Origin of the sequence: Devosia lacusdianchii (assembly GCF_022429625.1) — a bacterium.
Classification (GTDB): domain Bacteria; phylum Pseudomonadota; class Alphaproteobacteria; order Rhizobiales; family Devosiaceae; genus Devosia; species Devosia lacusdianchii.
The window spans coordinates 3064913-3082906 of record NZ_CP092483.1 but is presented as its reverse complement, the minus strand read 5'-3'; the positions used below and the strand labels follow the sequence as shown (position 1 = coordinate 3082906).

Genomic DNA, 17994 nt, shown 5'->3' with positions numbered 1-17994 from the left:
GTCAGTCGACGAAGTCGAACTTGTCGACATCGAACAGACCCCGGTCCGTCATCTTGAGGTGCGGGATGACCGGCAGCGCCAGGAAAGCAACCTGCAAGAAAGGCTCCGGCAGGCTGCAATCAAGCTTGTACGCAGCTTCCCGCAAAGCATGCAGATCGTGCGTCACGTCCTCGAACGGCTTGGGGCTCATCAGGCCGGCAATGGGTAGGGCTAGTTCGGCGGTGACCTTGCCCCCATCCGCCACCACGAAGCCGCCGCGCAGCTCGATCAGGCGGTTCACCGCCACGGCCATGTCCTCGTCCGTGGCGCCAATGACGGTGATGTTGTGGCTGTCGTGCCCGACCGATGAGGCAATGGCGCCGCGCTTGAGGCCGAAGCCCTTGACGAAGCCGCGACCGATATTGCCGTTGCGGCCATGCCGCTCGATGACGGTGACCTTGAGCACATCGGCATCGAGATCTGGCATTGTGCCCTTGTCGCTGACCGGCAGTGCGGCACTCTCGCGGAAGGTGAGGATCAGCCCTGGCTTGACCCCGATCACCGGCGTCTGGTTGCGATCCGGCCGGGCGGGGACGATGAAGTCGTCGGCACTGACCGGCTTGGCTTTCATCGAGGCCAGGCCGACAGGCTCCACCGGCTTGCGGGCGGCGAACAGCTCCGGCACCACCAGGCGCCCACCGGTCACGACGTCGGAGACGCGGCAGTCCTCGAGGCTGTCGAGCAAGGCGATGTCAGCGCGCCAGCCCGGAGCGACGAGGCCGCGATCCCGAAGCCCGAAAATGCGCGCTGCCGAGTGGCTGGCGGCGCGGTAGACGTGATGCAGCGGCCGGCCCATGGCAATCAGGCGGCGGATCGAACTATCGAGATGTCCTTCCTCGGCGATGTCGAGTGGATTTCGATCGTCGGTGCAAAGGGCGACGAAGCTTGAGGTGTTTTCGTCGAGGATCTCGGCCAGCGCATTGAGGTCCTTGGACACTGAGCCTTCGCGGATGAGAATGGCCATGCCCTTGGCCAGCTTTTCGCGGGCCTCGGCGGCGCTGGTCGCCTCGTGATCGGTGCGGATGGCTGCGGCGAGGTAGCCATTGAGTGCGGTGCCGAGCAGCAAGGGCGCGTGACCGTCGATATGGCCGCCTTGAAAAGCCACCAGCTTGGCGATGATGCCTGGATCGGCGTTGAGGACGCCGGGGAAGTTCATCATTTCGGCCAGCCCGATGACCTTGGGATGGCTGCGGAAGGGTTCGAGATCGGCGATTTCCAGCGCCGCGCCAGAGGTTTCGAAGGCGGTGGCCGGCACGCAGGATGATAGGTTCACCCTGATATCCATCACCGTCTGCTCGGCGCAATCGAGGAAATACTTGATGCCCTCGGCGCCCAGCACATTGGCGATCTCGTGCGGGTCGCAGATGACCGTGGTGACGCCATGCGGCAGCACGCAGCGGTCGAACTCGAACGGCGTCACCAGGGACGATTCGATGTGCAAGTGCGTATCGATGAAGCCCGGTACGGCAAAACGGCCCCGGCCGTCGATGACGGTCTCGCCCTCATAATTGGCATGCGTGCCGACAATCCGGTCGCCAACGATGGCGATATCGGTGCGGGTCACGGCGCCGGTGATGACGTCGAGCAGTTGAACGTCCTTGATCACTAGTTCGGCTGGCGCCTTTCCCTGTCCGGCGAGGATCATGCGGGTGAGGGTGGCGGCGCTGGGCATAAGGCATTCCTGAATATGAGTCATGGGCGAAGGTCGGCCCGCGCGGTCGGCGCGTCAAGGGGCGGAACCGTCGCGCCCTGCGCACGTTGGATCTGACGACCGCAAGGAGTGCGTGATGGAAACCTATGATCCCGACAAGACCGCAACCGAGGTGCGCCAGGCCAGCCCGCGCAAGATGAACCTGCGTGTCTTGCTGATCTCGCTGATGGGTATCGTGGTGCTGTTTGCCATCATTTACCTCATCTACACCTTCACCCAATCCCCTCCTGCACCGTGAGACTGGTCAGGATCTATCGATCTGGACTAACGCTGACGCGCGAGCGCCGGGGAACCGGCTTTTCCTATCGGGATGGCGACGGCGGCACGGTCTCCGATGCGGCGACCAAGGCTCGGATCAAGGCACTGGGCATTCCGCCGGCATGGCGGCAGGTGCGTATCGCGCCGAACGAAAAGGCCCACATCCAGGCGCTGGGCGTCGATGAGGCCGGCCGCGAACAGTATATCTATCACCCCGAATGGGAATTGCGCCGCGACGGCAAGAAGCAGCGGCGGCTGGCCCTGCTGACTGGCGTGTTGCCCAAGCTGCGTCGCAAGGTCGCCGATGACCTGCATGCCGAAACCGGCAGTCGCCAACTGGCGCTGGCCATCGCCGTGGCGCTGATCGACAAGACCGCGATGCGGGTGGGACGAGAGAAATATCTCGAAAGCAGCGGCACCCGCGGTGCCGGCACGCTTTACGCGCGCGACGTGCGGGTGGCCGGTGACGAGGTCTGCATGGCCTTCGACGCGAAGGGCGGCAAGCGGGCCGAATACTGCCTCAATGACAAGAAGCTCGCTGACGCGGTGGCGCGGATCAAGACCCTGCCGGGCAAGCGGCTGCTCGTCTATCGTGACGAGGCAGGTAAGGCGCGCCCGATCAAGACGGGCAGTATCAATGCCTACCTGCGCGACCTCGCGGGAGTCGACATTGCGGCCAAGGATTTCCGCACGCTCCATGCTAGCGCCATGGCTGGCGAGGCTCTGGCTCAGCTCGACGCCGGCGGATCGGAATCGGCGCGGCGGCGGCAAATGGCGCAGGTGGCGCGTGACGTGGCCGACGTGCTGCGCAACACGCCGGTGATCTGCCGGAAGTCCTATATCGCGCCATGCCTGTTCAAGCTGTTCGACGAGGGCAAGCTCAAGGCGATGTGGGAGGCTGCTGGCAACGGTCGCACCGGCTTACTCGCCCGAGAAAAACGTCTGGGTGTAGTCCTGGCCGCAGTGGCCTAGCGAACCGATTATCAGCATGCCCATCAGCCGTTCTCCTTGAACAGCACTTCGCGGTCCTGGGTGAAATTGGCGAGGAGCGGCAGGCACGCACCGCCGACTTCGCGGGCGCCGAAGCCGATCGTTCCTTCCGACACGCCAAAGGGTGCCAGGCCCTGAAGATCAAACTCGGTCACGGCGATGCGCGTCGCATGCACCAGAGCGCGACGCACCGAGACCGGGAACGCACCGTCGATGACGATGGTGCGGAAGTCGATAATCGACACTGCGCTCACGACCGCGACCGCCAGGCTCCTGGCCGCTTGGGCGATCCAGTCGTCCAGCGGCCGGCCCAGGTCACCCCAGTCACTCGGATCGCGCCAGAGCACCGCCGGATCGACGCCGGCGGCACTCAGCTTGTCGGCCAGCACGTAGATCGATGCGCTGCGCAGAATCTGCTCGAAGCCACCGTCGGCGGTAGGGACGGGCAGGGGGCCGATGGCGCCGCCATAACCGGTTCGGCCCGGAAACAGGTGTCCGTTGAGCACGGCGCCGCCGCCGATGAACGAGCCGAGGAAAACGTAGAGAAAATCCTCTCCATGCTGGCCATTGCCCAGCACCAGTTCGGCGGCGCAAGCGGCGGTGCCGTCATTGTGGAAATAAACCGGCCAGGGGCTGATCGCGGCGATGTCGGCGCGGATATTGGCCTCTCGCCAGGCCTCGAGCACGTCCACAGGAGCGCCAAGCTGCGCGGCCCAGTTCCAGAGTTCGAACGGCGAGGCAATGCCGAAGCCGGCGACACGGTCGCGTTCTACCACGCTGAGGGCGCCCGGCAATTCCTCGATGCCGCGCCGGGCAAGCGCGAGCATGACTTGTGGCGTTGGGTAGGGGTGCGGCTCGTGGATACGGCCAAGCACGGTGCCGGCAAAATCCATCAGCACCACGTCGGAACTACGACGGCCGACCTTGAGGCCGAGAAAGAAGGCACCACGCGGATTGAGCGCGTAGGGCACCAGCGGCTGGCCGACCTTGCCGCGCAGCGGGTCGAGCCGGGTGATCAGCCCGTCGGCTTCGAGCGCATTGGCAATGGTGGAAATGGTTTGCGGGGAGAGCCCCGTGCGCCGCGCGATATCGGCCTTGGGCAGGCTGCCGTGACGGCGAATAAGGGACAGCACGAGCCGTTCGTTGTAAAGCCGAACGCCCGTCTGATTAGTGCCGCGGCTCAGATCGTCCGAGCTGGTGCGTCCCTCTGTCCTGACCATCAACAACGCCCCCTGCGTTAACGGCGACAACCCCTTGCGGGATCAGCCATAGGCGGCAAGATGCGCAAAATTGCAATCGATTTCATCGACTTGTGCAATGCTCCCTGCCGCTAGCTGACGTCATGAGCGCGGCTCTGTCAATTAATAAATCAATTGGACAAACTTATTGACAGGGCCATTTGGATCGCCTTTTATGACCGCCATGACCGGGTAGGGGAGGTACCGCACCCGGCCTCGTGATGGCCCAAGAGAGACCGGCAGAGCCGGCTGCGCGGGTCGAAGCAAAATCCTTGGGAGGGATACATCGATGGGTAAGTTCTTGAAGATCGCGGCCGCTGGGGCCGTGATGCTGGGCATGATGTGCGGCACTGCCGCCTATGCTCAGGAGGTCATTGTCGGCCTCATCACCAAGACGGAAGGCAATCCCTTCTTCGTCAAGATGCGTGAGGGCGCCCAGGCCAAGGCCGATGAGCTGGGCATCACCCTGCAGACATTCGCCGGCAAGTTCGACGGCGATAATGACAGCCAGATCGCCGCAATCGAAAACCTGATCGCTTCGGGCGCCAAGGGCTTCGCCATTGTGCCGTCCGACTCCAGCGCTATTGTGCCGACCATCCAGCAGGCGCGCGATGCCGGGCTGCTGGTGATCGTGCTCGATACCCCGCTCGATCCGATCGACGCGGCCGACGCGACCTTTGCCACCGACAACCGCCAGGCCGGACGCCTGATCGGGCAGTGGGCCGCTGGCTCGCTGGGTGACGCCGCTGCCAATGCCAAGATCGCCATGCTCGATCTGGCCGTGAACCAGCCGACCGTCGACTATCTGCGCGACCAGGGCTTCATGGAAGGTTTTGGCATCGACGTGAAGGACCCCAACAAATACGGGGACGAAGACGACGCCCGTATCTGCGGCCATGAAATGACCGGCGGTGCCGAAGACGGTGGTCGTACCGCCATGGAAACACTGATGCAGAAATGCCCTGACATCAATGTGGTCTACACAATCAACGAACCCGCCGCCGCCGGTGCCTATGAGGCGCTCAAGGCCGCTGGCCGTGATGACGGTTCGGTGCTGATCGTCTCGGTTGACGGCGGTTGCCCGGGCGTCGCCAACGTCAAGGACGGCGTCATCGGCGCGACCAGCCAGCAATATCCGCTGCTGATGGCCTCCATGGCGATGGAAGCGATCAAGAAGTTCGCCGACACGGGCGAAAAGCCCGCCGTTACTGAAGGTCTCGATTTCTTCGACACCGGCGCGGCCCTGGTAACCGACAAGCCGGTAGCGGGCGTCGAATCCATCGACACCACCAAGGGGGCAGAGCTCTGCTGGGGCTAAGCTGACTGGTGGGAAACTCATACGTTTCCCACCGACAGCCGTTCCCGCGGACTTGATCCGCGGGTCATTCTCAAACCGGCACGAGCGGCGAGAGACCCCCGGGATTAAGTTCCGGGGGAACGTCTGTGGGGTGGAGAGACCTAGTTACGACGCCTTGGGAGGAGACCTGCATGAGTGATGACGCAAGCGGCTCGGCAGTCGCTGAGAAGGGCCTGGCCGGCGCGACCCAGGCCGTGGCGAGTTTCGAGGAGGATCGAAAGGGGCCGATACGGCAGGTCCAGTCGTTCCTGCATAGCTATCCGACGGCTATTCCCTTCATCGTCCTCATCGTCGGCATCATCATCTTTTCGATCGCCGCGGGTTCGAAATTCTTCGCGCCGTTCAACCTGTCGCTGGTGCTGCAGCAGGTGACGATCATCGGTGTGCTCGGCATTGCCCAGACTCTCATCATTCTCACCGCCGGCATCGACCTTTCGGTTGGCGCCATCATGATCCTGTCCTCCATCGTGATGGGCCGGCTATCGGTCGTTGCCGGCGTCCCGGTCGAAATCAGCTTCGTGCTGGGCGTTGGCACCGGTATCCTGTGCGGGTTGATCAATGGCCTGCTGGTGGCGCTGGTAAAGCTGCCGCCCTTCATTGTGACGCTGGGCACCTGGTCGATTTACGGCGCCATGATCATCTTCATCTCCAATTCCGAGACCATCCGCAGCCAGGATATCGCGGCGATCGCGCCCATGCTGCAATGGATGGGCGCCAGGGTCGCATTGGGCGGTGGGGCGATTCTCACCGCAGGGTCGATGGTGATGATCCTGATCGCGGCGACGGTCTGGTACGTGCTCAATCGCACCGCCTTCGGACGGCATATCTACGCGACGGGCGATGATCCCGAGGCGGCGCGCCTGGCCGGTATCAACACCACCTGGACGCTGATCGGCGTCTATACGCTGGCCGGGTTCATCTGTGCGCTGGCGAGCTGGGTGCTGATCGGCCGTGTCGGAGCGGTGTCGCCGCTGGGCAGCCAGACGGCCAACCTCGACTCCATCACCGCGGTGGTGATTGGCGGCACCTCACTGTTCGGGGGTCGTGGCTCCATAGTCGGCACTCTGCTGGGCGCCCTCATCGTGGGCATGTTCCGCAACGGCTTGGCACTCGCTGGCGTCGATGTGCTCTGGCAGGAATTTGCCGTGGGCGCGCTCATCATCATCGCGGTTACGACCGACCAGTGGATCAGGAAGATTTCCGCATGAGCCAGGCAGCAAACCTAACGGCAACGCCCATTGCGGGAACCCAGCCGATCCTGTCGGCGCAGGGCCTGCAGAAGCGCTACGGCAAGGTGGTGGCGCTCGACAATGCCGACTTCGACCTGATGCCGGGCGAAATCCTCGCCGTCATCGGCGACAACGGCGCGGGCAAGTCGACCCTGATCAAGGCCCTCTGCGGCGCCGTCATTCCTGATGCCGGCACCATCAAGCTCGACGGTTCGCCCGTGCATTTCAAATCGCCGATGGAAGCGCGACTGGCGGGGATCGAGACGGTCTACCAGAACCTGGCTTTGTCGCCGGCCCTGTCGATTGCCGATAACCTGTTCCTCGGTCGCGAGATGCGCAAGCCTGGGCCACTGGGCAATATCTTCCGGCTGCTGGATCGCTCGGGCATGAACAAGATGGCCCGGGCCAAGCTCAGCGAATTGGGTTTGATGACCATCCAGAACATCAACCAGTCGGTGGAAACCCTGTCGGGTGGTCAACGGCAAGGCGTTGCCGTGGCGCGCGCGGCCGCGTTCGGTTCACGTGTCGTCATCATGGACGAGCCAACGGCCGCCCTGGGCGTCAAGGAAAGCCGGCGCGTGCTGGAGCTGATGCTCGACGTCAAGCGACGGGGGCTGCCCATCGTGCTGATCAGCCACAACATGCCGCATGTGTTCGAAGTGGCCGACCGCATTCACATCCACCGCCTGGGCAAGCGGATCGCCGTGATCAATCCCAAGGACTATTCGATGTCCGATGCCGTGGCGATCATGACCGGAGCGATGAAGCCGCCGGGGGCATAGGGTGTGTTGCATGCACTGCGTCATTCCCGCGAAAGCGGGAATTTCCCTTGTTCGACGTGCTGAAGGGAGATTCCCGCTTTCGCGGGAATGACGCAGTAGGCTATTGATGCTCAGTGGCTGGGCATTTGCTCAGCGCCTCACATTCTTATGCCCAGGGATGACCACCATGACCAAAGTCCGCGCCCTTGTTCTCGAGCGCCAGCATGAGCTGGCCCTGCGCGACATCGACCTGCCGCTCGATGTCGGTCCGGGCATGGTCAAGATCGCCATCCATACGGTCGGCGTCTGCGGTTCTGACGTGCATTACTATACCCATGGCAGGATTGGCCCTTTCGTGGTCAATGCGCCCATGGTGCTGGGGCACGAGGCCGCCGGTACGGTGGTCGAGGTCGGCGCTGGCGTGACCCATGTTAGGGTGGGTGATCGCGTCTGCATGGAGCCCGGCATTCCCGACCCCAATTCGCGGGCAAGCCGGCTGGGTATGTACAATGTCGATCCGGCGGTGAGCTTCTGGGCGACCCCGCCGATCCATGGCGTGTTGACGCCGGAAGTGGTTCATCCGGCCAACTACACCTTCAAATTGCCTGACAACGTAAGTTTTGCCGAAGGCGCGATGGTTGAACCCTTTGCCGTGGGCATGCAGGCGGCGACCAAGGCGAAGATCGTGCCCGGTGATACAGCGCTCGTGCTCGGGGCCGGTCCGATCGGCACCATGGTGGCGCTGGCGGCCCTGGCGGGGGGGTGTGCCCGCGTCATCGTTGCTGATCTCGCCCAGCCCAAGCTTGATATCGCGGCGCAGTATCAGGGCGTGATCCCGGTCAATATCCGCGAGAAGAGCATTGTCGAGGAGGTCGCCCGACTCACCGATGGCTGGGGCGTTGATGTGGTGTTCGAGTGCTCGGGCTCGCCTCACGCCTGGAAGACCATTGCCGACCTGCCGCGACCGGGCGGAGCGATCGTGATCGTGGGGCTGCCGGTCGAACCGACGGCGATCGATATTGCCGGCCTCTCGGTCAAGGAGCTGCGCATCGAGAGCGTGTTCCGCTATGCCCACCAATATGACCGCGCCATTGCGCTCATTGCCTCGGGCAAGGTGGATTTGAAGCCGCTTATTTCAGAAACGTTTGGCTTTGAGGACTCAATCAAGGCCTTCGATCGCGCGGTCGAGGCGCGGCCAACCGATGTGAAGCTACAGATCCGCATGAACCGCGATGACTGAAACTCGCCTCGTGGTGCTGGATGGCGGGTCGTGGCAAAGCCGCGATGACGTCTACCGCGCCATAGAGGCGGCGATCGGGCCGCAGTATTTCGGGCGCAATCTCGATGCTTTGTGGGACATTCTGCGGACGCCGGAGGATAGCGTTCTGCAACCGCCCTATGCGCTGGTGGTTGGCGGCATTGCCGAAGTCAATGATGAAGTTCGGCAAACCGTCGCCGCAATTGCCGGCGTCTTTGCCGAGGCCCGCGCGGCGGGCAATCTGGATATCGATCTGACCGTTAGCGACTAGGAGACAATGATGGACCTGAACCTGCGCGACAAAACCGCCGTCATTACCGGCGGCACGGTGGGCATCGGATTGGCCGTGGCCGAGGGACTGGCGGCCGAGGGCGTCAATCTGGTGCTGGTTGGCCGCAACAAGGAGCGCGGCGACGACGCGGCGGTCCAGGTGGCGCAGAGGTTTGGCATCATCGCCACGGCCATTGCCGCCGATGTTGCGACCGCCGAAGGATGTGCCTCGGTCATCCAGGGGACCAAACAAGCTTTTGGCGGCGCGGATATCCTCATCAACAATGCCGGCACGGGTTCCAACGAGACCATTGCCGAGGCGGATGATGGCAAGTGGCAATACTACTGGGATCTTCACGTGATGGCCGCGGTGCGTCTGGCGCGCGGTCTGGTGCCGGCCATGAAGACGCGGGGCGGTGGCGTGATCCTTCACAATGCCTCGATCTGTGCGGTGCAGCCGCTTTGGTATGAGCCGATCTACAACACCACCAAGGCGGCGCTGATGATGTTCTCCAAGACCCTCGCCAATGAGGTCGTGGGCGACAACATCCGGGTCAATACCATCAATCCGGGTCTTATCCTCACGCCCGACTGGGTCAAGACCGCCAAGCAGATTGCCGGCGAGGGCGGCTGGGAGGCCCATCTGCAAGGCGTGGCCAACGAGGCCGGCGGCATGAAGCGTTTCGCCACGCCGGAAGAGCTGGCGAACTTCTTCGTTTTCATGTGTTCGGACAAGGCCAGCTACTCCACCGGCTCGACCTATTTCGTCGATGGCGGGTGGCTCAAGACGGTTTAAGGCCAACCCCCTTCTAGCCCCCCATCAAGGGGGACGTATCTCTCCACTCTTGTGGCGTCATTCCGGCGGAGGCCGGAATCCATCCTGAGATGACTCCACGGCCGGTGAACGCTGATGGACCTCAAGATGGACCCGGCCTTCGCCGGGGTGACACCGCGCATATGAAGCGCTCCATGTGAAAGCCCCCCGCCATGCCGCGTCGGCTCGGTCGCCGTACTGCCTCGGGCTGAAGGTGATGACCGGGAACCAGGCGGGCTTTGGCAGGTTGTCATGCTAGCGTCACAAATCCGGAAAGTCCGCCATGGATATCGGCAACGAGTTTGGCTTCGTCCAGACCTATCTCCCCCAGCATATCATTGCTATTCGCCTGCTGATTGCGGCCGTGCTTGGCGCCATGATCGGCTTCGAGCGCGAGTGGAGCACGGCAGAGGCCGGATTGCGGACGCATATTCTCGTGTCGGTCGCGGCCGCCTTGTTCACCATCCTCGCCTTCGAGATTTTTCATACGATTGGACCCGATAGCGGCGCCAAGGCCGATCCGATCCGCGCCGTCGAGGCGGTCACCGCCGGCATCGCGTTTCTGGGCGCAGGCGCCATCTTCAAGAGCGGTGGCACGGTGCAGGGCATCACGACGGGAGCGGGCATGTGGCTGGCCGGCGCGGTCGGGGTAGCGACATCGCTGGGCTATTACATCATAGCGTTTGGTGTGGCGCTGCTGGCGGTGATCGTGCTGGCGGCCTTGCGGGCGTTCGCGCATCAGGTCGTCGGTGCTGATGCGGACGAGGAAACTCCCAAGAAGACCTAGCGATCGATCGCCGATCGTGGGGCCGCGGGGAGAAGCGTAATATCTTGGTGGCGGCGCTGAGGGACGAGCGCGCTACCAAATCGGCTTCTCCCCCCGTGCGGAAGCGACCGGGAGGTGTCGCGACCGCGCCCGCGTCGGTCCCCTTGGAGCAGGGCCGGCGCCCCCTTCCGCCGCACTGCAAGGCGAACGGAAGAGGAGTGGAGTGGCCGGAGGGACGCTTGGGAATGCAGACCGGTCAGACCGATTTGCAGCGCCCCTCCCGACCGCGGCATGCAACCTGTGGACGCAGGAGTTACATGCCGACTGCATCCAGGCGCTGACTGCGCGCCCAGAAACTGACAATGCCAGCCGCTTCACGCCGATAGGCGTCGAGTTCTGGCTGACGAATGAAAACCGATGCCGCGCCGGCATCGTAGAAAGCGTCGCGTTGGTCACGATCCGGCGCCTGCGTCATCACCACCACCGGCACGCCCTTCTGGTGGGCGAGCGGCTGGATCGAGGCGAGGAATTCTAGATTGGCCCCGCTATGGGCCTTGAGATCGACGATCAGCAGACCTGGCCAGTTGGCGTTCGGATCGGCCAGAACGGCCTGCAGCCGGGCCAATCCTTCGGCGGCATTGCCGTAGTGCTGCACCTCGGGCGAACCATGGGCGATCAGCATGCGGGTCAACAGGTGAGCCGAATACTGGTCGTCATCGATCAGCGCCAGAAATGGCAGATTTTCCACATACTCGTTCAATGCGCACCTCATTGCCCGCCCAGGCGGCGGACAAGCCAACGTAAAACAGCAACGGGCCTGGGCACTGAGAGGTGCTGGCCTGCGGCTTAGAACTGGGTGGTCAACGCTTCGAGCGGGGCCTAGCCGGCCGAAGACTTGTCCTGCACAAAGCATGGACAAGGCGGCGTATGATCGAAAGAGCGGGGGACGAGTAGGCAAACGCAGGTAAAATCAAGGTAACATGCGCTTGCGTTTTACATGTAAAGCGTCACAATCAGGCCTCCAATCCGGAGGTTTCAGTGCCCGTGGCGGCGCCAGAGCGCGATGCGATCATGGCCGCACTCGAGCGTTTGCTCGCGTGGCCGGAGATCGCTCGGTCGCCGCAACTGGGCAAGTTCCTGGACTATATCGTGCGCCGCACGCTGGATGGGGACGAGCAGTCCATCAAGGCCTATTCGATAGCCGTCGACGTGCTGGGACGGGGCGAGGATTTCGACCCCCAGTCCGACCCTATTGTCCGGGTCCAGGCGCGCCGGCTGCGCGGGCTGCTGGACGAATATTACCGCACGGACGGGGCGACGGAGAGCCTGCAGATATTGCTGCCGGTGGGCCGCTACGTGCCGGAATTCGCCTATGACGCGCGGCTCCCGTCTGGTTCGGGTGTGCAGGCCGCATCAGCCGACCAGGCTCGAACGGCGCGGCCCGGCGGCGTTACCCTGTCGTGGTTTGCACTGGTGGCGATTGCCGCCGGCGTGGGGCTCCTGGCCTATTCGTTATCGACCTGGGGACCCCGCAAGGGGGCGTTGGCGGCGGCTGATGCGATGAAGCCGCCGAGCGTCACTATTGTCGAGTTTCAAAACCTTGCGGACGCCGGCATGCCGGCGCCGCAGGTTTCTGGTCTGGCGATCGAGTTGGTCACCGATCTCGGGCAGTTCGAGGATATCGAGGTCCGCTATGGCGGCACCGGCGGCGAATCCAGCGGCGTGACTGCCGAAGTGCCAGCCAGCGATTTCGTGCTGACCGGCATCGTTCGGCTCGATCGGGATGTGGTGCAGTACAGCGCCATTCTGACCGACACGCGCACTACCAGCGTCGTCTGGAGTCACACAATTCCTGTGTCTGCGTCTGACGCGGGCGCCATGGATGTGCTCGACCTGGTGTCGCGCCGGCTCAGCCTCGTCCTCGGCAGCTCGCGCGGTCCCCTGCATGCCCGGACCCGGCAATTTCTCGCGTCGGAGACCCCCGTAGGGGAGCAGGTCAGCCTCTACCTCTGCCGCATCATGTTCGACGTCTATCGCGACACCGGTGGTGCTTCCGACGCCGAGCGGGCCGGTGCCTGCATTACCGCTCTCCCGGAGACGGAGCGGCAGAACCCGGTTGCCTTGGCCATATCGGCGAGCCTGACGGCGGAGCTGGCCGATCCCCAGATAGCGCCGGACGTATCGGTGGATGACCGGTTCCGGATTGCTGCCACTAGCCTCGAGCGCGCCATCGGCCTTTCGCCGATCAGCAGTTTCATCTGGGAGCAGCGTGCCCGATTGCAGGAAGATATGGGCGATGCCCGCATGGCGCGGGCCGATTTCGGCTCGTCGCTCCAGCTCAATCCCGCCAATGCGGATGCGCTTGCGGCCTATGCCAGGCTGCTGGCCTTCGGGGGCGAGCTGGCGCAGGCCAGGCCATTGGCCGGGGAGGCCGTCGAGCATTCGCCCAGCGCGCCGCCCTGGTATCAGGTCGTACCCGCCCTGGCGGCGCTGCGCGATGCGAACTATGCCGATGCCATCGCTCGAGCCGAGCTTTACGCCCAGGCGGATCGGGAATTGGGGCCGATCCTCGCGATCATGGCCGGCCAGGGGGCCGGGGATAGCGCCGTCGTCAATCGCTACTTGCCGCAGGTTCTGGATGTTGCGGCGTTTCGCGCGGGAGGCGTACTGCCCCGCCTGCGCCAGCGCATCACCGACGAAGTGCTGATCGAGGCAATCGGCGGCGCGCTGCTGAACGCTGGTGTGCCGCGCGATGCGTTGGATCGCGCCTACTAGGGCTAGTGCCCGGAGGATTGCGAGAACACGTTGATGACGATCACGCCGGCCAGGATGAGCCCGATGCCGATCAGCGCCGGCAGATCGAGCGATTGCCCATAGACGAAGAAGGCGATGATCGAGATCAGCACGATGCCTATTCCCGACCAGATGGCGTAGCCGATGCCGACCGGGATGGTCTGCAGCGCCAGCGAGAAGAAGTAGAACGTCACCCCGTAGCCCACGACGACGACGATGGTCGGTACGAGCTGGGTAAATCCGGCCGAAGCGCGCAAGAATGAGGTGGCGATGACCTCCCCGATGATGGCAAGGCCGAGAAAGAGATAACCGGGCATGATGTCTCCAGGGGTGCGGGCCTGCTGGGCCTGCCCCAGACTTACGCCGGGTGGGGCGCTACGGAAACCAGGATTCTCGAAAGCCTCTAGCCAAAGATGGCTTGCGCGAAGCCGACAAATTGTAGCCCTCGCTCTTCGAAATTCTTGAACTGATTGTAGGACGGGGCGCCCGGCGAGAGGATTACGGCGTCGAAGTCACGGCGGCGTTGACCCAACGCCTGCATCGCCGCTTCAAGGTCACGCTCCGCCAGCACCGCGATATGGGGCGCGGCAGCGCGCGCGGCAGTCGCCAGCCGGGCGCCTGTAACAGGCAGACACACCAACGTCGTCACGCCATAACCGGCGAGCAGCCCGGCGAGCTCGCCGTAATCCTGCTGGCGCTCATGCCCGCCCGCGATCAGCGCGATACGATAGCCGCGATAGGCGGCAAGGGCCGCCTTGGTGGCCTCGGGCGTGGTTGAGATGGAATCGTTGACGAAGATAGTGCCGCCGAACTGATGCTCTTCCAGACGATGCGGCAGCGGCACGAAGGCGCTGATGCCGCGCAGCACGCCATCGATCGATCCTCCGGCCGCCAGGGCGATTTGCGCGGCGAGGCGAGCATTGTCGATATTGTGGCTGCCCTTGAGGCGCGAACCGGCGGCGGCCTTGTCGATTGCTACCAGTTCCTCGCGCGTCAGTTCGCGCAGCAGGCGGCGATGATCGCGCACGGCGAGGGCCACCAATGCGTTGCCCTTGGCCCCGGCGCCCAGCGCTACGGGGAAGCCGCCCTCCCGGTCGATGAGATGCAGCTTGTCGCGGAAATAGCGGTCCACGGAGCCGTGCCAATCGACGTGTTCGGGGTAGAGATTGGTCACCGCGGCGATATCGGGCAAGAAGCTCATATCTGATGTCTGGTAGCTGGAGAGCTCGAAGATCACCACGGCATGGCGGTCGGCGATCTCGAGCGGCGCGACGCCCACATTGCCGGCAAGGCCCGCATCGATACCTGACTGCGTCAGCATCAGATGAGTCAGGGTCGCGGTGGTCGACTTACCCTTGGTGCCGGTGATGGCGATGACGGTGCGCCCTGACCGATAGGCGCCGCCCCAGAGGTTGAGGTTCGACGTGACCGGGATACCGGCGTCGCGGGCGATGTCGAACACATCCTTGTAGCGCGAGACACCGGGGCTTTTGACGATCAGGCCGAAACGGTGGGCGCGGATGGCGGCGGGCAGGTCGGCGGGTGCGATGATCTCGGCATCCTCGATGTCGGCGGTGCCGCTATCGACAGTGACGAAAACTTTCAGGTCAGGCTGGCGCGCTTTGAGGAAGGCGCGGGTGGACGCTGCCTCGCGCCCGGCGCCATAGAGCAATACGGGCTCTTCAAACCGCATAGGCGGCCACCTTGGCGGCAAGCGCGGGCGGAATGTGGTGGTCGTGGCTATCGGTCAGGCATTCGGCCATGGCCAATTGCAACTTGGGCTCGCCATATTGCGCCAAGAGGTCCGCCTTCACTGCCTGCACCACTGCCGCCTCGTGCCAATCAGCGTGGCGGGTCAGCGTATAGAGACAGGCGGCGGCCTCGAGGATTTCGCCGACGCATTCCCATGGCTTCTGTCCGGCCAGGCCTGCCAACTCGCGGAACGAGCCCTCGTTGGCCGGATTGTCGAGCAGGTCCTTGCCGAAGATCGACAACAGCCGGTCCTTGGCCATAAACGGCGCGAAGATCAGGAAGACGAAGTGGCATTTGGGGCATTCGCCGCACCAAAGCGGGCCGTCATTACCGGTCAGCCGGAAATTGCGATTGCAGCTCGAAAATACGTGATCGAACTTGGTCTCGTGTGTGAACAGCGACGCGATCCGCGCTTCCGAATAGGGCCGCAGCAGCGAGAAATACTTGAGTGCGCCGCCGGTGGCGTCGCTCAGGATCGAGGCAATCAGCAACTCGAAGCCGAGCGACTTGGAATATTGATGATTGGTCTCGCGTCCGTCGAACTCGACATTGCCCTCGCTGGCCGAGCGCTCGTTGCTGAGCACGATCTGGTTGTAGCCATAGAGGACGGCGCAAAGTGCCGCGATCATCGAGTTGATGGCGGTCGAGGGCACGTGGCCGTTGTAGTAGCCGGGCTCCTTGCCCAGCCGGATCATTTCGGCGTCGAGCGTTCGGGTGACATAGACAGGCGGCGTGCCGATCTTGTCGACCGAGGTCAGGATCGGGCCCTTGGGATTAACGGCGAAGGGCGAAAACTCGACGCCGGCATGGGTGAGCAGGTCGACGCTGACCAGCGAATCCTTGCCGCCGCCGATGGGCAGCAGCGTGCGATTGGGCAAGGTCGGGGCAGGGCGGCTCGCCTCGTCATCCAGCGGCGCATGGATGGTAAGTTTGCCGAAGCGCATCAGGTTGTTGCGGGCATAGAACTCGCCAAGGCCGTTCTCGTAGACGTCGATGGCAAAAACGCGCTCGGCCTCGCTGAGGGCAATGTCCGGCGCGGCGATTTCAAACGGAGCCTTGAGCTTGAAATAGCTGACGCCGAGCACGATGGCCGTCAGATCGAGCAGCTTGAGGAACGACGGGCTCGCGGCGGCCGCGGCATCAGCGCCGGCAGGTAGATCCAGGGTTTCGACGAAGCGCAGGCCGGCAATGCCATAGGCGAAGCTGGCCCTGCCCGTGGCAGGGTCGAAAATGGGACGCTCGATGCGGAATTGTTCGGTCACAGGCGGATCACTCGCGGGGTTGCCAACCATATAGGTGATTTGCTGACGTGGCGGGAGTGGGGCACTTTCGGCTTGTCGAAATCAGGGCATCGTGTTCGTCGTCGAGGCAGGAGGCTGGTTCTGGCCCCAGAAACAGGAGTGTGGGAATGCGCGTCATGGTTATGGTCAAGGCAACGCCGGACAGCGAGGCGGGCATCATGCCGTCAAACGAGCTGCTCGAAGCCATGGGCCGCTATAATGAAGAGCTGGTCGATGCCGGCATCATGAAGGGCGGTGACGGGCTGCACCCTTCGAGCAAGGCCAAGCGCATCGGCTTCGAGGGCGCCAGGCGGATGGTCATCGACGGGCCGTTCACCGAGACCAAGGAACTGGTCGCCGGCTACTGGATATGGGAAGTGCGGGACATGGAGGAAGCTGTCGAGTGGGTGAAGCGCTGCCCCAATCCGATGACCGGATACAGCGAGATCGAAATTCGCCCCCTGTTTGAGATGAGCGACTTCGCCAACGAAATGACGCCGGACGTCGAAGCGATCCATAATCGGGTACGGGACAGGACGGCGAAGTAGCCGCCTCAATAAATCCGCATCTGCAGGCGCATGACGATGTCGCTGCCCAGACGCTGGAAGCCGTATTCGCGCATGGTGCAGGTCCAGCCCTCGCCGGAGCGTTCGATCCGGAACAGGTTATAGCGCGCTGGATCGTCCAGCGTGCCGCCCTGCGCCGCGCTGGCGGCCGCCACGCCGACCACAGGCACTTCGTGGCCCTTGCCGGGGATCGAATGGATCGACGAGCGGTGGGTGTGTCCGTGCAGGATCAGCTCCGCGCCATGCTCGGCGATGACCTGGCGGAACAGCTTGTGACCCTTGAGGCCGAACGAGGGGTGCTGCAGTTCCGGATTGGGCGGGTGGTGGATCAGCACTGTGCGGAAATAGTCGGCCTCGCCCATCACCTTGAGGATGCGGCCCAGCCGCTCGGCCTGCTTCTCGTCAAAGCGGCCGATGGCGAGAAACGGTCGGGTCGGCACGGCGCTTGAACAGGAGATGACGGCCAGCTCGCCCACCCGGCGAACGAAGGGGAAGTGGGCGTCGTCGAGCGTTTCGCCGGTCATGTAGTCGCCCCATACCTCCTGGGCGGATTCGAGGGCGCCGGGCACATAGGCATCGTGATTGCCGGGGCAGACCGCGATCTTGTCGGGGGTGCCGAGGGCCTCTAGCCACTTGCCGGCGCGATCGACCTCGAAGCGCAGCGCCAGGTTCACCAGATCACCGGTGACGGCGGTGAAGTCGGCGTTCTGGGATCGCAGATGCGCCACGAGACTCGCCAGCGTTTCGCTGTTGAGCTCGTCGTGACGGCGCAGCTTCCAGTTCAGGAAACCGGTCAGGCGCTTGCCCAGCAAATCCCGCCACATGACGTCGGGCATGGGCGAAAGGTGAATGTCGGAGATGTGGGCAAGGGTAATCATCGCGGCCGTAATGCCAGAAGGAAGGGGGCAAGAA

At 63.6% G+C, this 17994-nt stretch carries 18 protein-coding genes; 11 read left to right on the top strand and 7 right to left on the bottom strand.

What is annotated here, in order from left to right:
• Position 1: 1 nt before the first annotated feature.
• A complete protein-coding gene (ade, locus tag MF606_RS15260; RefSeq protein ID WP_240230202.1) occupies positions 2–1711 on the bottom strand; it encodes an adenine deaminase in 1710 nt (569 codons plus the stop codon).
• Between the two features lie 115 nt (positions 1712–1826).
• Between ade and MF606_RS15255 the strand changes: the two genes are divergently transcribed.
• Entirely contained in the window at positions 1827–1988 is a 162-nt protein-coding gene (locus MF606_RS15255; RefSeq protein ID WP_240230201.1) for a hypothetical protein, read from the top strand.
• On the top strand, positions 1985–2980 hold the full coding sequence (locus MF606_RS15250; protein WP_240230200.1) for a DNA topoisomerase IB: 996 nt from the start codon (positions 1985–1987) through the stop codon (positions 2978–2980). Before MF606_RS15255 ends, MF606_RS15250 begins: the two co-directional genes overlap by 4 nt.
• Positions 2981–3003: 23 nt before the next feature.
• On the opposite strand, the gene MF606_RS15245 is transcribed toward MF606_RS15250, so the two are convergent.
• Positions 3004–4218: an ROK family transcriptional regulator gene (locus MF606_RS15245; protein ID WP_240230199.1), complete on the bottom strand. Its 1215-nt coding sequence runs from the start codon at positions 4216–4218 to the stop codon at positions 3004–3006.
• Positions 4219–4525: 307 nt separating this feature from the next.
• Here MF606_RS15245 and MF606_RS15240 point away from each other — a divergent pair, with 307 nt between their 5' ends.
• The 7 genes from MF606_RS15240 (at position 4526) to MF606_RS15210 (ending at position 10712) form a co-directional block, all read left to right on the top strand.
• The gene (locus MF606_RS15240; protein WP_240230198.1) at positions 4526–5554 is read left to right on the top strand and encodes a sugar ABC transporter substrate-binding protein; all 1029 of its coding nucleotides are present in this window, start codon (positions 4526–4528) and stop codon (positions 5552–5554) included.
• Positions 5555–5724: 170 nt separating this feature from the next.
• Positions 5725–6801, top strand: a complete 1077-nt coding sequence (locus tag MF606_RS15235) for an ABC transporter permease (RefSeq protein WP_240230197.1) — start codon at positions 5725–5727, stop codon at positions 6799–6801.
• Positions 6798–7604: an ATP-binding cassette domain-containing protein gene (locus tag MF606_RS15230; protein WP_240230196.1), complete on the top strand. Its 807-nt coding sequence runs from the start codon at positions 6798–6800 to the stop codon at positions 7602–7604. The genes MF606_RS15235 and MF606_RS15230 overlap by 4 nt, the downstream gene beginning before the upstream one ends.
• A gap of 166 nt (positions 7605–7770) precedes the next feature.
• A complete protein-coding gene (locus MF606_RS15225; protein ID WP_240230195.1) occupies positions 7771–8823 on the top strand; it encodes an NAD(P)-dependent alcohol dehydrogenase in 1053 nt (350 codons plus the stop codon).
• Positions 8816–9112, top strand: coding sequence for a barstar family protein (locus MF606_RS15220; RefSeq protein WP_240230194.1), 297 nt, complete (start codon positions 8816–8818; stop codon positions 9110–9112). The genes MF606_RS15225 and MF606_RS15220 overlap by 8 nt, the downstream gene beginning before the upstream one ends.
• 9 nt (positions 9113–9121) lie before the next feature.
• A complete protein-coding gene (locus MF606_RS15215) occupies positions 9122–9907 on the top strand; it encodes an SDR family NAD(P)-dependent oxidoreductase (protein ID WP_240230193.1) in 786 nt (261 codons plus the stop codon).
• A gap of 301 nt (positions 9908–10208) precedes the next feature.
• Positions 10209–10712, top strand: a complete 504-nt coding sequence (locus MF606_RS15210) for an MgtC/SapB family protein (RefSeq protein WP_240230192.1) — start codon at positions 10209–10211, stop codon at positions 10710–10712.
• Positions 10713–11004: 292 nt separating this feature from the next.
• On the opposite strand, the gene MF606_RS15205 is transcribed toward MF606_RS15210, so the two are convergent.
• Positions 11005–11451, bottom strand: coding sequence for a response regulator (locus MF606_RS15205; protein WP_240230191.1), 447 nt, complete (start codon positions 11449–11451; stop codon positions 11005–11007).
• 278 nt (positions 11452–11729) lie between these two features.
• On the opposite strand from MF606_RS15205, the gene MF606_RS15200 reads away from it, so the two are divergent.
• Positions 11730–13466 (top strand): hypothetical protein, encoded by a 1737-nt coding sequence (locus MF606_RS15200; RefSeq protein WP_240230190.1) that lies wholly within the window; start codon positions 11730–11732, stop codon positions 13464–13466.
• Between the two features lie 2 nt (positions 13467–13468).
• On the opposite strand, the gene MF606_RS15195 is transcribed toward MF606_RS15200, so the two are convergent.
• The 3 genes from MF606_RS15195 to MF606_RS15185 form a co-directional block, all read right to left on the bottom strand.
• Entirely contained in the window at positions 13469–13801 is a 333-nt protein-coding gene (locus MF606_RS15195) for a DMT family transporter (protein WP_240230189.1), read from the bottom strand.
• An 86-nt stretch (positions 13802–13887) separates the two neighbouring features.
• Positions 13888–15177, bottom strand: a complete 1290-nt coding sequence (murD, locus tag MF606_RS15190; RefSeq protein ID WP_240230188.1) for a UDP-N-acetylmuramoyl-L-alanine--D-glutamate ligase — start codon at positions 15175–15177, stop codon at positions 13888–13890.
• Positions 15167–16498 carry a MurL-like N-terminal domain-containing gene (locus MF606_RS15185; protein WP_240230187.1) on the bottom strand — a complete coding sequence of 444 codons (1332 nt, stop codon included), beginning with the start codon at positions 16496–16498 and terminating at the stop codon, positions 15167–15169. Before MF606_RS15185 ends, murD begins: the two co-directional genes overlap by 11 nt.
• Before the next feature lie 146 nt (positions 16499–16644).
• On the opposite strand from MF606_RS15185, the gene MF606_RS15180 reads away from it, so the two are divergent.
• Positions 16645–17064 carry a YciI family protein gene (locus MF606_RS15180; protein WP_240230186.1) on the top strand — a complete coding sequence of 140 codons (420 nt, stop codon included), beginning with the start codon at positions 16645–16647 and terminating at the stop codon, positions 17062–17064.
• Positions 17065–17069: 5 nt separating this feature from the next.
• Here MF606_RS15180 and MF606_RS15175 read toward each other — a convergent pair whose 3' ends face one another.
• A complete protein-coding gene (locus tag MF606_RS15175) occupies positions 17070–17960 on the bottom strand; it encodes a metallophosphoesterase family protein (protein WP_240230185.1) in 891 nt (296 codons plus the stop codon).
• Positions 17961–17994: the final 34 nt, after the last annotated feature.

What these genes read in the sequence shown, in the direction of transcription:
- ade (WP_240230202.1), bottom strand. Translation starts at nt 1,711, where the DNA reads ATGCCCAGCGCCGCCACCCTCACCCGCATGATCCTCGCCGGACAGGGA.
- MF606_RS15255 (WP_240230201.1), top strand. Translation starts at nt 1,827, where the DNA reads ATGGAAACCTATGATCCCGACAAGACCGCAACCGAGGTGCGCCAGGCC.
- MF606_RS15245 (WP_240230199.1), bottom strand. Translation starts at nt 4,218, where the DNA reads ATGGTCAGGACAGAGGGACGCACCAGCTCGGACGATCTGAGCCGCGGC.
- MF606_RS15240 (WP_240230198.1), top strand. Translation starts at nt 4,526, where the DNA reads ATGGGTAAGTTCTTGAAGATCGCGGCCGCTGGGGCCGTGATGCTGGGC.
- MF606_RS15235 (WP_240230197.1), top strand. Translation starts at nt 5,725, where the DNA reads ATGAGTGATGACGCAAGCGGCTCGGCAGTCGCTGAGAAGGGCCTGGCC.
- MF606_RS15230 (WP_240230196.1), top strand. Translation starts at nt 6,798, where the DNA reads ATGAGCCAGGCAGCAAACCTAACGGCAACGCCCATTGCGGGAACCCAG.
- MF606_RS15225 (WP_240230195.1), top strand. Translation starts at nt 7,771, where the DNA reads ATGACCAAAGTCCGCGCCCTTGTTCTCGAGCGCCAGCATGAGCTGGCC.
- MF606_RS15220 (WP_240230194.1), top strand. Translation starts at nt 8,816, where the DNA reads ATGACTGAAACTCGCCTCGTGGTGCTGGATGGCGGGTCGTGGCAAAGC.
- MF606_RS15215 (WP_240230193.1), top strand. Translation starts at nt 9,122, where the DNA reads ATGGACCTGAACCTGCGCGACAAAACCGCCGTCATTACCGGCGGCACG.
- MF606_RS15210 (WP_240230192.1), top strand. Translation starts at nt 10,209, where the DNA reads ATGGATATCGGCAACGAGTTTGGCTTCGTCCAGACCTATCTCCCCCAG.
- MF606_RS15195 (WP_240230189.1), bottom strand. Translation starts at nt 13,801, where the DNA reads ATGCCCGGTTATCTCTTTCTCGGCCTTGCCATCATCGGGGAGGTCATC.
- murD (WP_240230188.1), bottom strand. Translation starts at nt 15,177, where the DNA reads ATGCGGTTTGAAGAGCCCGTATTGCTCTATGGCGCCGGGCGCGAGGCA.
- MF606_RS15180 (WP_240230186.1), top strand. Translation starts at nt 16,645, where the DNA reads ATGCGCGTCATGGTTATGGTCAAGGCAACGCCGGACAGCGAGGCGGGC.
- MF606_RS15175 (WP_240230185.1), bottom strand. Translation starts at nt 17,960, where the DNA reads ATGATTACCCTTGCCCACATCTCCGACATTCACCTTTCGCCCATGCCC.